Source organism: Pseudomonas sp. MM213, assembly GCF_020423045.1.
GTDB classification, from domain to species: domain Bacteria; phylum Pseudomonadota; class Gammaproteobacteria; order Pseudomonadales; family Pseudomonadaceae; genus Aquipseudomonas; species Aquipseudomonas migulae.
This window is the reverse complement of the sequence record NZ_CP081943.1, coordinates 4,008,059-4,023,351: the sequence shown is the minus strand read 5'-3', so window position 1 is coordinate 4,023,351 and position 15,293 is coordinate 4,008,059. Positions and strand designations below refer to the sequence as shown.

The window sequence follows — 15,293 nt, the reverse complement described above, 5'->3', positions numbered from 1 at the left end:
GCCTCGCTCCTACAGGTTATGTTTGTTTTCCTTACTTGCGAGGCCTGCATGTCTTTCGATCTCGCCGCACGCCTTGCTGCCCGTCGTGCCGAAAATCTCTATCGCCAACGCCCCTTGCTCGAAAGCCCCCAGGGCCCGGAAGTGGTGGTCGATGGCCAGCCGTTGCTGGCGTTCTGTAACAACGATTACCTGGGCCTGGCCAATCATCCGCAAGTGATCGAGGCCTGGCGCGCCGGGGCTTCTCGATGGGGCGTCGGCGGCGGCGCTTCGCATTTGGTCATCGGCCACAGCACGCCACATCACGAGCTGGAAGAAGCGCTGGCTGACTTGACCGGCCGCCCGCGCGCGTTGCTGTTCACCACCGGCTACATGGCCAACCTCGGTGCGGTCACCGCGTTGGTCGGGCAGGGCGATACGGTGCTCGAAGACCGCCTCAATCACGCCTCGTTGCTCGATGCCGGTTTGTTGTCCGGCGCGCGTTTCAATCGTTATCTGCACAACGATGCAGCGAGCCTGGCCAATCGTCTCGAGAAAGCCACCGGCAATACGCTGGTGGTCACCGACGGTGTGTTCAGCATGGATGGCGATATCGCCGACCTGCCAGCGCTGGCCCGAGAAGCCAAGGCCAAAGGTGCGTGGCTGATGGTGGATGACGCGCACGGTTTTGGTCCGCTGGGTGCCAATGGCGGCGGGATCGTCGAGCATTTCGGCCTGAGCCAGGAAGACGTGCCCGTGCTGGTCGGCACCCTCGGCAAGGCGTTCGGGACGGCGGGCGCGTTCGTCGCCGGCAGCGAAGAGCTGATCGAGAGCCTGATCCAGTTCGCCCGTCCCTACATTTACACCACCAGCCAACCGCCGGCCCTGGCCTGTGCGACGCTGAAAAGCCTGGAATTGCTGCGCAGCGAACACTGGCGGCGTGAGCATCTGAAAACGCTGATCCGTCAGTTCCGCGACGGCGCCGAGCAGATCGGCCTGGAGTTGATGGACAGCTTCACGCCCATTCAACCGATCATGATCGGCGACGCCGGGCGTGCGGTGCGACTGTCGCAGATGCTGCGCGAACGCGGCTTGATGGTCACGGCGATTCGTCCGCCGACTGTGCCCGCCGGCAGCGCCCGTCTTCGGGTAACCCTGACCGCCGCGCACAGCGAGGCGCAGGTGCAGCTATTGTTAAATGGACTGGCCGATTGTTTTCAACAACTGGGACCGGAGCCAAGCCATGCGTAATCGCCTGATTCTGCTGCCCGGCTGGGGCCTCGGGATTTCTCCGCTGGAGCCCTTGGCGGCTGCGTTGCAGGGGCTGGACGAACACCTGCGCGTCGAGATCGAACCGTTGCCGGAACTGGAATCCAGCGACCTTGAAGAATGGCTCGACGAACTCGACTCGGCCGTGCCTCAGGATGCGTGGCTTGGCGGCTGGTCGCTCGGCGGCATGCTTGCCTCCGAGTTGGCGGCGCGACGCGGTGATCGTTGCTGCGGCTTGCTGACCCTGGCGAGCAATCCTTCTTTTGTTGCCCATGAACAGTGGCCGAGCGCGATGCCCGGCGAGACGTTTGATGCGTTTCTGGCAGGCTGCAATGCCGATCCGCGCATGACCTTGAAACGCTTTTCGCTGCTGTGCGCGCAAGGCGCCGAAGACCCGCGCGGGTTGTCGCGGCTGCTGCTCGGTGGTGCGCCAAACGCCTCTGCTGCGGTGTTGATGAGCGGCCTGGAGTTGCTGGCACAACTGGATACCCGTCAGGCATTGCAGGCCTTTCGCGGCCCGCAGTTGCACCTGTTCGCCGGCCTCGACGGACTGGTTCCGGCCGAAGCGGCGGGGGACTTGCTGGCGTTGCTGCCGGATGTCGAAATCGGTCTGATTGAACAGGCCAGCCACGCGTTTCTTCTGGAAGACCCTCACGGTGTGGCGGGGGCGATCCAGGCCTTTTTGCATGAGTCCGGTGATGACTGATTTATCCCTTCCCAGCCTGCCCGGCGGCCTGCCGGACAAACGCCAGGTGGCGGCGTCCTTTTCCCGCGCGGCGGCCAGCTATGACAGCGTGGCCGAATTGCAGCGTGACGTCGGCAGCCAGTTGTTGAGCCGTTTGCCGGGCGATTTCGTGCCCGGTCGCTGGCTGGACCTGGGCTGTGGCACCGGGCATTTCAGTCGTGTGCTGGGTGAGCGTTTTCCTGGCGGTCACGGCGTGGCGCTGGACATCGCCGAAGGCATGCTCAATCACGCGCGGCCATTGGGCGGGGCCACGCACTTCATCGCCGGGGATGCCGAGCGGTTGCCATTGCAGGATTCGACTTGTGATCTGATCTTCTCCAGCCTGGCGGTGCAGTGGTGCGCAGACTTCGCGTCGGTGCTCAGTGAAGCCCATCGCGTGCTGAAACCCGGTGGAATGTTTGCGTTTGCTAGTCTGTGCGTGGGCACACTGTTTGAGCTGCGAGACAGTTGGCGTCAGGTGGATGGCATGGTGCACGTCAACCGCTTCCGCGAGTTCGGGGTTTATCAACACCTGTGTGCGGCCAGCGGTTTGAAGGTCGCGAGTCTGCAAACCCGTCCTCACGTGCTGCATTACCCGGATGTGCGCAGCCTGACCCATGAACTCAAAGCGCTGGGCGCGCACAATCTGAACCCCGGTCGGCCGGGTGGTTTGACCGGCAGGGCGCGGATCCTCGGCCTGGTCGAGGCGTATGAGCAGTTTCGTCAGGCCCAAGGCCTGCCGGCGACTTATCAAGTGGTGTACGCCGTTTTGGAGAAACCCTTATGAGCGCAGCGTATTTCATCACCGGGACTGACACCGATGTCGGCAAGACCACCGTGGCTGCGGGTTTGCTGCATGCTGCGCGGTTGGCCGGCCTGAGTACGGCGGCGGGAAAACCGGTGGCCTCCGGTTGCGACGTGACGCCCAAGGGCTTGCGCAACGCCGATGCGTTGGCGCTGCTGGCGGAATGTTCGGTGCCGCTGACGTATGCACAAGTCAACCCGGTGGCCTTCGAACCGGCCATCGCTCCGCATCTGGCGGCACGCGAGGCCGGCGTGGCATTGACGGTGCAATCGTTGCTGACGCCAATGCAGCAGATTCTGGAGATGCAGGCAGATTTCACCCTGATCGAAGGCGCTGGCGGCTGGCGCGTGCCGCTGGCGGATCAGGACAACCTGTCGGACCTGGCCATGGCGCTGGGTTTGCCGGTGATTCTGGTGGTTGGCGTACGGCTGGGCTGCATCAACCATGCGTTGCTGACGGCCGAGGCGATTGCCCGTGACGGTTTGCAATTGGCGGGTTGGGTGGCCAACATCATCGATGCCAAGACCGCGCGCCTTGAAGAAAACCTGGCCACGCTGGCCGAGCGGATCCCCGCGCCGTGCCTGGGGCGTGTGCCGAAACTCAAGTTGGTGACCGCAGAGGCGGTGGCGGAACACCTTCAGCTGGATTTGCTGGACTGAAGTCTCAAGCACTGGTTTTACCTATGACAAGGCACTGTGCCATTAGTGTTTTTGTCGGGCCTTTTGCAGGCGGGTCTGGTTCAATGGCCGCTGTTGATCCTTTGTAGGACGAGTTCTCCCATGGAAATCTCAGGAAGTACCGCTTTTTATGCTGGTCTGAGCACTATTCAGACGGGGCAGAACCGTGTCGATCAAGCCTCCGGCCAGATTGCCAACAATTCGGTCGAGCGTTCGGTGACCAGTCAGTCCTCCGATGCTCAGGTCAATCGCCTGCGCTCGGTTGATCGCAGCCAGCAGTCGGACCTCGCCAGCAACATGGTCGAGATGGCTCAGGGCAAGTTTCAGGTCGAGGCCGGTGTCAAAGTTGCCAAAGCTTCCGATGAAATGCTCGGTACACTGATCGACACATTCGCTTGATCATCTGCTGAAACCGCTCTGCCAACGCCGCGACCCTTCGCGGCGTTTTTGTGTGTAAGTCCTTCTCTCCCAACTAAACTTTTCTGCAGGACGTGTTGCTCAGTCAACGGCGTTGCGTTGTCGCGTGTGCAGCTTTGCGCGGGGAGTGAAGACGAACGGCAAAAGATCGGCGCTTGACAAGATTTGGGCGTAAACGTATGTTTCAAACAACTGTTTGACCGTCACAACAAATCAACGCGGTCGTTCATTCCCGGTTACATCAGCAGAGGTTTATCGCTATGCCTGACTACAAGGCCCCCTTGCGTGATATTCGCTTCGTTCGTGACGAACTGCTCGGCTACGAAGCGCACTATCAGAGCCTTCCGGCTTGCTCGGACGCAACTCCGGACATGGTTGACGCCATTCTCGAAGAAGGCGCCAAGTTTTGTGAGCAGGTACTGGCTCCGCTGAACCGCGTGGGTGACACCGAAGGCTGCACCTGGAGCGAGTCCGGCGTTAAAACCCCGACCGGCTTCAAAGAAGCCTACAAGCAATTCGTTGAAGGCGGCTGGCCAAGCCTGGCCCACGACGTAGAGCACGGCGGCCAGGGCCTGCCGGAGTCTCTGGGTCTGGCAGTCAGCGAAATGGTTGGCGAAGCCAACTGGTCGTGGGGCATGTACCCGGGCCTGTCGCACGGCGCGATGAACACCATTTCCGAGCACGGCACGCCTGAGCAGCAACACGCCTACCTGACCAAACTGGTCTCCGGCGAATGGACTGGCACCATGTGCCTGACCGAACCGCACTGCGGCACCGACCTGGGCATGCTGCGCACCAAGGCCGAACCTCAGGCCGACGGTTCCTACAAAGTCTCCGGCACCAAGATCTTCATCTCGGCCGGTGAACACGACATGGCCGACAACATCGTCCACATCGTGCTGGCTCGCCTGCCGGATGCACCGGCTGGCACCAAAGGCATCTCGCTGTTCATCGTTCCGAAATTCATGCCGAACGAAGACGGTTCGATCGGTGCGCGCAACGCCGTGTCCTGTGGTTCCCTGGAACACAAAATGGGCATCCACGGCAACGCCACCTGCGTGATGAACTTCGACGCGGCCACCGGTTTCCTGATCGGCCCGGCGAACAAAGGCCTGAACTGCATGTTCACCTTCATGAACACCGCACGTCTGGGTACCGCGCTGCAAGGCCTGGCCCACGCCGAAATCGGTTTCCAGGGCGGCCTGAAATACGCTCGCGATCGTCTGCAAATGCGCTCCCTGACTGGCCCGAAAGCGCCGGAAAAAGCCGCCGACCCGATCATCGTGCACCCTGACGTCCGTCGCATGCTGTTGACCATGAAAGCGTTCGCCGAAGGCAACCGCGCAATGGTTTACTTCACTGCCAAGCAAGTCGACATCGTCAAGTACGGCGTGGACGAAGAAGAGAAGAAGAAAGCCGACGCACTGCTGGCGTTCATGACGCCAATCGCCAAAGCCTTCATGACCGAAGTCGGTTTCGAATCCGCCAACCACGGCGTGCAAATCTACGGCGGCCACGGCTTCATCGCCGAGTGGGGCATGGAGCAGAACGTTCGCGACAGCCGCATTTCGATGCTGTACGAAGGCACCACCGGCATCCAGGCACTCGACCTGCTGGGCCGCAAAGTGTTGATGACTCAAGGCGAGGCCCTGAAAGGCTTCACCAAGATCGTCCACAAGTTCTGCCAGACCAACGAAGGCAACGAAGCCGTTCAGGAATTCGTCGCACCGCTGGCTGCAATCAACAAAGAATGGGGCGAGCTGACCATGAAGGTCGGTATGGCAGCCATGAAAGACCGCGAAGAAGTCGGCGCGGCTTCCGTGGACTACCTGATGTACTCCGGTTACGCCTGCCTGGCCTACTTCTGGGCTGACATGGCACGCCTGGCGGCCGAGAAACTGGCAGCCGGCACCACCGAAACGGCGTTCTACACCGCCAAGCTGCAGACTGCGCGCTTCTACTTCCAGCGCATCCTGCCGCGTACCCGCACTCACGTTGCAACCATGCTGTCGGGCGCCAACAACCTGATGGACATGAAAGAAGAAGACTTCGCACTGGGCTACTAAGCCTTAACGCAGCCTTCTAAAAAACCGCTGCTCCTTCGGGAGTGGCGGTTTTTTTTCAACTCGACTTTGGTGAAAAAAACCACGGTCGGGGGCAGTTCTCCCGTCTTTTGTAACGACCTTTGATGGGGGAACCGTGCATTGCTGGTTGGCCGGATAGTAGTCAGTAATGCGGCGTCAAAAAAACCTTAGCAAATCACTCAGAAAATCAGGGTCACTGCCGTTAAAGTAGTGGGCACAATGCCATCTATAGACATGACGGGTCGGAGCTTTACCCTTGCCGCGTTCTTCCGCTGTACGTTTCAGTCATTTCCTACCCTCACTTCTGCTTTTGCTTGCGGGGCTGGCGGCTGCGTACGTCAAGGACCTGAACGTCTTCTTCACTTCGCTGTTCAACGTGCTGCCTACGTTGGTGCTGTTGCTCGGCGGCGCTTATTGCGCGGTTTACCGACGTCAGCGTGAACTGTTTCTGATGGTCACGGTGTACATCGCCTACTACCTGCTCGACACCCAGACCGACTATTACCGCGACAACGGCAGAGTGCGTGAAGACGCCGCCGTGGTCTTTCACCTGTGCTGTCTGTTGCTGCCGCTGATGTTTGGCATATTCGCCGCGTGGCAGGAACGCACCCATCTGTTCCAGGACATGATTGCGCGTTTCGCAGTGTTGCTGGCCGTCGGCAGCGTGGCGTTGGGCCTGGAGCAAAGTTACCCACAGGCGCTGTTGATGTGGCTGTCGGAAATCCGCTGGCCAGCCCTGCATGGCGCGTGGATGAGCCTGATTCAGCTGTCCTACCCCGTGTTTATCGCCTCGTTCCTGCTGCTGAGCTGGCAATACTGGCGCAACCCCAGACCTTTGCACGCCGCCCAACTGGTGGGTTTGCTCGGGTTGTTCTGGGCGTTGCCGAAGACGTTCATCCTGCCGTTCACCCTGAACATCATGTGCAGCCAGGTGATGTTGATGATTGCCGCGGCGGTTGCCCATGAAGCCTATCAAATGGCCTTCCGCGATGAGCTCACCGGTTTGCCTGGCCGCCGCGCGTTGAACGAACGCATGCAGCGCCTGGGGCGCAATTACGTGCTGGCCATGAGCGACGTCGACCACTTCAAGAAATTCAACGACACCCACGGCCACGACGTCGGCGATCAGGTGCTGCGGCTGGTAGCCAGCAAACTGTCGAAAATCGGCGGCGGCGGTAGGGCGTATCGTTACGGCGGTGAGGAATTTGCGCTGGTGTTCGCGGGCAAGACGCTTGAAGAGTGCATGCCGCACCTGGAAGTCATCCGCGAATCCATCGCCACCTACAACATTCAACTGCGTAACCAGGACAACCGTCCTCAGGATGACCAGCAAGGTCGTCAGCGTCGTGCCGGATCAGGGGCTTCGAGTGTGTCGGTCACCGTCAGCATCGGCGTCGCCGAACGCGTGGAACAACGCAACCCGGAAAAAGTGCTCAAGTCTGCCGATGAGGCGCTCTACGCTGCAAAAGGTGCCGGGCGAAACTGCGTGGTGGCTTACGGTCAGAACCGTCGTGGTGCGGTACGCGAGGCGGCTGCGGGTTGAGTGATGATGGCGCATTCAGCGTCTGGACTGTGATTGTGAGGCGTGGTCGGCGGCAGTAGGTTTGATCAATCTGCTGCCGGAGAAATGACCATGCCCGAGTACAAAGCTCCCCTGCGCGACATGCGCTTTCTGATCGACCACGTCTTCGACTTTCACAGCAACTACGCCGCACTGGGCGCCACGGATGCCAGCCCGGACATGGTCAATGCGATCCTCGAAGAAGGCGCGAAGTTCTGCGAGAACGTGCTCGCACCGCTCAATCGCAGCGGCGACGAAGAGGGCTGCCATTTCGACAACGGCGTGGTGACAACGCCTACAGGCTTCAAGCAAGCCTTCGCACAATACGTCGAAGGTGGCTGGCATGGTCTGGCGGCCGATCCCGCTTATGGCGGCCAGGGCTTGCCGAGTTCCCTGGGGCTGGTCATCAGCGAGATGGTCGGGTCCAGCAACACTTCCTGGGGCATGTACCCGGGCCTGACGCACGGCGCGATGTCGGCGATCCATGCCCATGGCACCGAAGAACAGAAAAACACCTACCTGAGCAAACTCACCGCGGGCCAATGGACCGGCACCATGTGCCTGACCGAAGCCCATTGCGGCACAGACCTGGGCATCATCAAGACCCGCGCCGTGCCGGCAGCGGATGGCAGTTACGCGATCTCCGGCAGCAAGATTTTCATCTCTGCCGGCGAACACGACATGAGCGACAACATCATTCACCTGGTGCTGGCGAAACTGCCGGATGCGCCTGCGGGCACCAAGGGCATTTCGCTGTTCATCGTTCCTAAGTTCCTACCCGATGCCGAAGGAGAGGCGGGGGCGCGCAACGGCGTTTCCTGCGGTTCGATCGAACACAAGATGGGCATCAAGGCTTCGGCCACCTGCGTGCTGAACTTCGACGAGGCCAAGGGCTTTCTGATCGGTGAACCGAACAAGGGCCTGAACTGCATGTTCACCATGATGAACCATGCGCGTCTCGGCACCGGGATGCAGGGTTTGTGTCTGGGGGAGGCGAGTTTTCAGGGCGCGATCAAGTACGCCAATGATCGTTTGCAGATGCGCTCGCTGACCGGCCCGAAAGCACCGGATAAAGTCGCCGACCCGATCATCGTTCATCCAGATGTGCGTCGAATGTTGCTGACCATGAAGGCCTTCAACGAAGGCAATCGCGCGCTGACCTACTTCACTGCGCAACTTCTGGATGCCGCGCACCTGAGCCCGGATGACGCCGCGCGGCAGGACGCCGAAGACCTGTTGGCGTTCCTGACGCCGATCTGCAAGGCCTTCATGACCGACACCGGGCTGGAGGTGACCAACCACGGCATGCAGGTGTTCGGCGGCCACGGCTTCATTCGTGAGTGGGGCATGGAGCAGTTGGTTCGCGATTGCCGGATTGCACCGATCTACGAAGGCACCAACGGCATTCAGGCGCTGGATTTGCTTGGGCGAAAAGTGCTCGGCAGCCAGGGCAAATTGCTGCGCGGCTTTACCAAAATCGTTCACAAGTTCTGCGCGGCGAACGCCGATCATCCGCAACTCGCCAGCTATGTGGCGCAACTCAACGGGTTGAACCAGCAGTGGGGCGAACTGACTACCCAGGTCGGCATGGCCGCGATGAAGAATCCGGACGAAGTGGGCGCCGCGTCGGTGGATTACCTGATGTACAGCGGTTACATCATCCTCGGTTACTTGTGGCTGCGCATGGCGCTGGTGGCTCAGGCGCAACTGGATGCGGGCAGCGGCGATGCCGATTTCTGCCGGGGTAAACTGGCAACCAGCGAGTTTTACTTCAAGCGATTGCTGCCACGCACCGCCGCACATCGCGCGGCTATCGAAGCGGGTAGCGATTGCTTGATGCAACTGCCAGCGGAGTTGTTCTCGGTGTAACGGTTGCGTTTGAAAAGCTTCGCGGGCAAGTCGGATCGCCGCATCGCTCGCTCCTACAGGTCATGCACCAAATCGAAATGGCGCAAACCCTGTAGGAGCGAGGCTTGCCCGCGAAGGTGCTCTGGCAGACACAAAAACGCAATGACCAAAAATTACAAAATGGTCACAGCCTGACCCTATGTGTCGCAAAAGTTGTTGGGTTACACTCGGACCCAACGAAAACACTCTTCCTACGAATCACCTGTAAAGATCCTGCGAGGTTTGCCATGGCTGACTACAAAGCGCCCCTGCGCGATATGCGCTTCGTCCTCAATGAAGTATTCGAGGTCGCCAAGCTCTGGGCCGAGTTGCCTGCACTGGCCGATACCGTCGACGCAGAAACCGTTGAAGCCATTCTTGAAGAGGCCGGCAAGGTCACCAGCAAAAGTATCGCGCCCCTGAGCCGTGCGGCTGACGAAGAAGGTTGCCATTGGGCGGACGGTGCTGTCACCACGCCGGCAGGTTTCCCACAGGCTTATCAGACTTACGCTGAAGGCGGTTGGGTCGGTGTCGGTGGCGATCCGACCTACGGCGGCATGGGGATGCCCAAGGCGGTTTCGGCCCAGGTCGAAGAAATGGTCAACTCCGCGAGCCTGTCGTTCGGTCTGTACCCGATGCTGACCGCCGGTGCTTGCCTGTCGATCAACGCCCACGCCAGCGACGAACTGAAAGCCGCTTACCTGCCGAACATGTACGCCGGCGTCTGGGCCGGTTCCATGTGCCTGACCGAGCCTCACGCCGGTACAGACCTGGGCATCATCCGCACCAAGGCTGAGCCTCAGGCGGACGGTTCCTACAAAGTCAGCGGCACCAAGATTTTCATCACCGGCGGCGAACACGACCTGACCGAGAACATCATTCACCTGGTACTCGCCAAACTGCCGGATGCACCGGCGGGGCCGAAGGGCATTTCGCTGTTCCTGGTGCCGAAGTTCATGGTCAATGCCGATGGCAGCCTGGGTGCACGTAACCCGGCGACCTGCGGTTCGATCGAACACAAGATGGGCATTCAGGCCTCCGCGACTTGCGTGATGAACTTCGACGAAGCCGTGGGTTACCTGGTCGGCGAGCCGAACAAAGGCCTGGCGGCGATGTTCACCATGATGAACTACGAGCGTCTGGGCGTCGGTATCCAGGGCCTGGCCTCTGGTGAGCGCTCTTACCAGAACGCCGTTGAATACGCCCGCGACCGCCTGCAAAGCCGTTCGCCGACCGGCGCGCAGAACAAGGACAAAGTGGCCGACCCGATCATCGTCCACCCGGACGTGCGTCGCATGCTGCTGACCATGAAAGCCTCGAACGAAGGCGGCCGTGCTTTCTCGACTTACGTGGCCATGCAACTGGACACCGCCAAGTTCAGCGAAGATGCGACCACCCGCAAACGCGCGGAAGACCTTGTGGCGCTGCTGACCCCGGTAGCCAAGGCGTTCCTGACTGACCTCGGTCTGGAAACCACCGTTCACGGCCAGCAGGTTTTCGGCGGCCACGGTTACATCCGTGAGTGGGGCCAGGAGCAACTGGTTCGCGACGTGCGCATCACTCAGATCTACGAAGGCACCAACGGCATCCAGGCGCTGGACCTTGTCGGGCGCAAGATCGTTGGCAGCGGCGGGGCGTTCTACAACCTGTTCGCCGACGAGATTCGTCACTTCACCGCGACGGCCAGCGCTGAGCTGGACGAGTTCACCAAGCCGTTGAACGATGCCGTGACCACCCTCGACGAATTGACGGCGTGGTTGCTGGATCGGGCGAAAAACAACCCGAATGAAATCGGCGCGGCTTCGGTCGAGTACCTGCAAACTTTCGGTTACGTGGCTTACGCCTACATGTGGGCACTGATGGCCAAGGCCGCCTTCGGTAAAGAAGCGCAGGACGATTTCTACGCGAGCAAATTGGGTACGGCGCGGTTCTATTTCGCACGCCTGCTGCCGCGTATTCACTCGTTGAGTGCGTCGGTGAAGGCCGGTAGCGAGTCGCTGTTCCTGCTGGACGCGGCGCAGTTCTGACAATGTAACGTCATGTAAGCATTCTCTTACATGACGTGCTGCTTTTCTCCCATAGATGCAAATTGGATCCACGGCTAATCTACTTCACATGGACGTCGCGCAGGAAGCGCAAAGCAACAACACGGACACGTAGGATTCTGCCAGGACGGCGGAGTGAAATGGATGTCAGGGAAACAGTCTGCAAAGCCCCGCTTCGGCGGGGTTTTCTTTTGCCCGCAGAAAAGTAGTCAGCTCATCCCGTCCAGGGTTGTCGGGACGTCATTCGGGCCATTCATCACTTCTTCAAGCAAGGTCCGCAACAACGCCAATGACGCTTGTTGCCGTTGCACATCGCGACACACCAACCCGACTTTCAATGGCACCCGTGGCTCGGTCAGCGGCTTCCAGAGCAGTTCGTCATTGCCCAGCATCTTCTGCGAGCGGCCGGGCAGGACAGTCGCCAACCGGGTGTGCGGCAGGCTGTCGAGAATCCCCGCCATGTTGTTCAGTTCGGCCTGCACTTGCGGGCGTCGCCCCAGGCTGGCCAGTTGCGTCTGCCAGATCTGTCGCACCTGAAACTCTTCACCCAGCAGCAACATCGGCAACTCGGCGGCCTGACTCATGGAGACTTTCTTGAATTCGCGCAGCGGATGATCTGCCGGGATGACCAGTGTCAGTTCATCTTCGTACAGCATCACGCCGTGTAGCCCCGGCTGACGGGGCGGCAGGTAACTGATGCCGATGTCCAGCGAACCGTTGAGCAGCCGTCGTTCGATTTCCAGTCCCGTCAGTTCATAGATCTGCACCACAAGGTGCGGCTGCGCCTTGCGCACGCGTTCGAGCATCTGTGGCACCAGGCTGGTGTGGACGGTTTGCAGCACGCCAATGGCCAGGGTGCGCAGCGCTTGTCCCTTGAAGTTGCCCAATGCTTCACGCGCCCGTTGCAGGCCATCGAGCAAGGGCAGGGCGTGGTTGTACAGCGTGTGCGCGGCCAGGGTCGGCAGCAAGCGTTTACTGCTGCGCTCGAAAAGGCTCACATCGAGGTGTTGTTCGAGCTGGCGAATCTGTTGGGAGAGTGCCGGTTGGGAGATTGAAAGCCGCTCGGCGGCCCGGCCCACATGGCCCTCTTCGTAGACCGCGACGAAATAACGCAGTTGTTTAAAATCCATAAGTTTTACTTATTGAAAATGCTGGGAAATCGAAATGGCTCAAGGTCTTGCCTGAGCCTAGTCTAACCGCATTCACAGGGCTTACAGGGCCATAGAACGCGATGACTACCGTTTACGCCGAAGGTGTTTACATAGGTAAGGCAAAACACTTCACACGAGGTGTTTTCGGATGAATTTGTTCAATTTACGACGCAACGCTCCCAGTCTTGACGACCTGAGCGCGGACACTTTCCTGTCGTACAGAAGTGACAATCTTTCCAGTGAGTGCCTGATGCCCAGTGTCGAGCGGCCGAAACAGATTTTTGTGCGCGGTCAGGGCTCCTGGTTGTGGGACAGCGAAGACCGCGCCTATCTGGATTTTTCCCAGGGGGGCGGGGCCAATAGCCTCGGACATAGCCCTTCGGTACTGGTCAACGCGATCACGGCGCAAGCTCAATCGCTGATCAACCCCGGTTTCGGCCTGCACAATCGCGGCATGCTCAACCTCGCCGAGCGGCTCTGCGTCAGCACTGGCAGTGACCAGGCGTACCTGCTCAACAGTGGCAGTGAAGCCTGTGAAGCGGCGATCAAACTGGCGCGCAAGTGGGGCCAGCAACATCGCGGCGGTGCGTCGCGGATCATCGTGGCCAACAACGGTTGCCATGGCCGTAGTCTCGGGACGATTCCGGCGTCGGACAGTTCCAGGCTGACCAACCGCTTCGAACCGCAACTTCCAGGCTTCAGCCACGTACCGTTCAATGATCTGGCCGCTCTGCACGCCGCCGTTGATGCCCGGACCGTGGCAATCATGCTTGAGCCGATCCAAAACGAAGCCGGGGTCATTCCCGCTACCGAGGATTACCTCAAGGGTGTCGAACGCCTGTGCCGTGAGCTTGGCATCCTGTTGATCTTCGACGAAGTGCAAACCGGTCTTGGTCGACTCGGCACCTTACTCGCGGAACAGTCCTACGGTGTGCGAGCCGATATCGTCGTCCTCGGCAAAGGCCTGGGCGGTGGTGTGCCCTTGGCGGCGCTGCTGGCGCGAAGCAAAGCCTGCTGCTTCGACGTCGGCGAGCTGACGGGCACTCACCATGGCAACGCGCTGATGACCGCTGCTGGCCTGGCTGTGCTCGATAGTGTGCAGGACAAGGGCTTTCTCGAGCATGTCAGGGAAACCGGCCAGCACTTGCGCGAAGGCCTGGCACGTCTGGCTCATCGCTATGGACACGGCGAACTGCGTGGTCAGGGATTGCTCCGGGGGCTGACCCTGTCTGACGATTCGGCTGACGCCGTAGTCAAAGCAGCGCTGTACGAAGGCTTGCTGCTCGACGCCCCGCAAGCCGATTGCCTGCGACTCACCCCAGCGCTCACGGTCAGCAAATCCAACATCGACGAAATGCTCCTGCGCCTGGCCCGCGCGTTTTCCCGCGTGCGCACCGCACAACTGCAATGCCGCAAAGGGATTGCCGTCTGATCAGAACCGCCCTACACGAATTCCCGAACCGTCTCGCGGTATAACGCATCGCCCCACGTTTGATTCTTTTGACGTGGGGCGTTTTTTTTGTCTCTGCGTTTTGCCAGGTGCACTTCGTCGCTTGAACGGGAGATAAATCGGTGGCTTTTTAGAAAAGCCGGCAGGGAGTGCCGGTGCCAGTGAAGGATTCCTGGTTTTGATTTCTATACCACTCAGTGGTATGTTTTTTGGAAGGGATGCCAATGTCACCAAGGTTGTTCAAGACAAAGCGTTTTGCGATGCAGGCGGGTAAGGCCTGGATTGGTGATGATGAGCTTCGGGAGGCATTCACCGAAATGCTCAAGGGCCAGGTGGAAAGTCTCGGCGGCGGGGTTTGGAAGAAGCGTTTGAATGCCAATCGCCACCGCTCGATTGTTGTGGCGAAGGGCGGTCGTTACTGGATCTATCAGTTGCTGTTTGCCAAGAAGGATCGGAGCAATATCAGTTTTGCGGAACTGACCGAACTGCGTGGTTTAGCCAAGGTTTATGGCGTTATGACCGACATGCAAGTCCAGCACTTGCTGGACACCGAGGAGTTTGTGGAGATACACCATGAGTAAGAAATACAAAAGCGACGTGTTTGAGTCGATTCACGAATCCGCCAGTGCCTTGTACGCCATCGGCGCAATCAGCAAGGCAACCATGCGCGAGTTCGATGAATCCTGTCTCGCGACGGTGCCGGACGCGATTCCTGCAGAGCAGATCAAAGCACTGCGCGAACGCAACAACGTCAGCCAGCCGGTATTTGCGCGTTATCTGAACACCAGCGCGTCGACGGTCAAACAGTGGGAAGCAGGGGCCAAACACCCCAGTGGCATGGCGTTGAAGTTGTTGAGCATTGTTCAGAAACACGGTCTGGAGATACTGGCCTGAGGAACCGCACTGAACCCTGACGAACGGTGTTGGTCGATTAGCAGTAAGGCTCACATGAGCCCACTTCAATTCAGGAGCTGCCCCATGGACTTCATTCGCATCCTCATCGCCATTCTATTGCCGCCACTGGGCGTGTTTCTGCAAGTCGGTTTCGCTGGCGCGTTCTGGCTGAATATTCTGCTGACGTTGTGCGGTTATATTCCAGGGATCGTGCATGCGGTGTACATCATCGCCAAGCGCTAAGGTTCGCATCGCAAGATAGATCGCATTCGCTGGCAAGCCAGCTCCCACAGAGTTTGTGCACGCTGAAGATCCTGTAGGAGCGTGGCTTGCCCGCGAAGGGCGCGACACGG

14 protein-coding genes are annotated in these 15,293 nt (G+C 59.7%); 13 read left to right on the top strand and 1 reads right to left on the bottom strand.

The genetic code is table 11. From position 1 onward, the window contains the following. Positions 1–48: 48 nt before the first annotated feature. The 9 genes from bioF to K5R88_RS18315 all read left to right on the top strand — a co-directional run bounded on the left by bioF (position 49) and on the right by K5R88_RS18315 (position 11,427). On the top strand, positions 49–1,227 hold the full coding sequence (gene bioF, locus K5R88_RS18355; protein ID WP_192227616.1) for an 8-amino-7-oxononanoate synthase: 1,179 nt from the start codon (positions 49–51) through the stop codon (positions 1,225–1,227). Next, a complete protein-coding gene (locus K5R88_RS18350) occupies positions 1,220–1,951 on the top strand; it encodes an alpha/beta fold hydrolase (protein WP_226298158.1) in 732 nt (243 codons plus the stop codon). The genes bioF and K5R88_RS18350 overlap by 8 nt, the downstream gene beginning before the upstream one ends. Further along, positions 1,944–2,756 carry a malonyl-ACP O-methyltransferase BioC gene (gene bioC / locus K5R88_RS18345; RefSeq protein WP_223452624.1) on the top strand — a complete coding sequence of 271 codons (813 nt, stop codon included), beginning with the start codon at positions 1,944–1,946 and terminating at the stop codon, positions 2,754–2,756. Before K5R88_RS18350 ends, bioC begins: the two co-directional genes overlap by 8 nt. Further along, the gene (gene bioD, locus K5R88_RS18340) at positions 2,753–3,433 is read left to right on the top strand and encodes a dethiobiotin synthase (protein WP_226298157.1); all 681 of its coding nucleotides are present in this window, start codon (positions 2,753–2,755) and stop codon (positions 3,431–3,433) included. Before bioC ends, bioD begins: the two co-directional genes overlap by 4 nt. A 120-nt stretch (positions 3,434–3,553) precedes the next feature. Then, positions 3,554–3,850: a hypothetical protein gene (locus K5R88_RS18335; protein ID WP_008024213.1), complete on the top strand. Its 297-nt coding sequence runs from the start codon at positions 3,554–3,556 to the stop codon at positions 3,848–3,850. A 278-nt stretch (positions 3,851–4,128) separates the two neighbouring features. Beyond that, complete coding sequence (locus K5R88_RS18330) at positions 4,129–5,934, top strand: phenylacyl-CoA dehydrogenase (protein ID WP_008024212.1); 1,806 nt, start codon at positions 4,129–4,131, stop codon at positions 5,932–5,934. A 274-nt stretch (positions 5,935–6,208) separates the two neighbouring features. Beyond that, positions 6,209–7,495, top strand: coding sequence for a GGDEF domain-containing protein (locus K5R88_RS18325; RefSeq protein WP_008035909.1), 1,287 nt, complete (start codon positions 6,209–6,211; stop codon positions 7,493–7,495). A 90-nt stretch (positions 7,496–7,585) separates the two neighbouring features. After that, positions 7,586–9,382 (top strand): acyl-CoA dehydrogenase C-terminal domain-containing protein, encoded by a 1,797-nt coding sequence (locus tag K5R88_RS18320; protein ID WP_226298156.1) that lies wholly within the window; start codon positions 7,586–7,588, stop codon positions 9,380–9,382. Between the two features lie 266 nt (positions 9,383–9,648). Further along, on the top strand, positions 9,649–11,427 hold the full coding sequence (locus tag K5R88_RS18315) for an acyl-CoA dehydrogenase C-terminal domain-containing protein (RefSeq protein ID WP_008024204.1): 1,779 nt from the start codon (positions 9,649–9,651) through the stop codon (positions 11,425–11,427). A gap of 227 nt (positions 11,428–11,654) precedes the next feature. Here K5R88_RS18315 and K5R88_RS18310 read toward each other — a convergent pair whose 3' ends face one another. Then, complete coding sequence (locus K5R88_RS18310) at positions 11,655–12,575, bottom strand: LysR family transcriptional regulator (protein ID WP_223452627.1); 921 nt, start codon at positions 12,573–12,575, stop codon at positions 11,655–11,657. Positions 12,576–12,744: 169 nt separating this feature from the next. Between K5R88_RS18310 and K5R88_RS18305 the strand changes: the two genes are divergently transcribed. The 4 genes from K5R88_RS18305 to K5R88_RS18290 all read left to right on the top strand — a co-directional run bounded on the left by K5R88_RS18305 (position 12,745) and on the right by K5R88_RS18290 (position 15,183). Beyond that, on the top strand, positions 12,745–14,028 hold the full coding sequence (locus tag K5R88_RS18305; protein ID WP_226298155.1) for an aspartate aminotransferase family protein: 1,284 nt from the start codon (positions 12,745–12,747) through the stop codon (positions 14,026–14,028). A gap of 242 nt (positions 14,029–14,270) precedes the next feature. After that, complete coding sequence (locus K5R88_RS18300; protein WP_192227621.1) at positions 14,271–14,627, top strand: type II toxin-antitoxin system RelE/ParE family toxin; 357 nt, start codon at positions 14,271–14,273, stop codon at positions 14,625–14,627. Further along, positions 14,620–14,940, top strand: a complete 321-nt coding sequence (locus tag K5R88_RS18295) for a helix-turn-helix domain-containing protein (protein WP_192227622.1) — start codon at positions 14,620–14,622, stop codon at positions 14,938–14,940. Before K5R88_RS18300 ends, K5R88_RS18295 begins: the two co-directional genes overlap by 8 nt. Before the next feature lie 84 nt (positions 14,941–15,024). Then, complete coding sequence (locus K5R88_RS18290; protein WP_207284819.1) at positions 15,025–15,183, top strand: YqaE/Pmp3 family membrane protein; 159 nt, start codon at positions 15,025–15,027, stop codon at positions 15,181–15,183. The last annotated feature ends 110 nt before the right edge of the window (positions 15,184–15,293 follow it).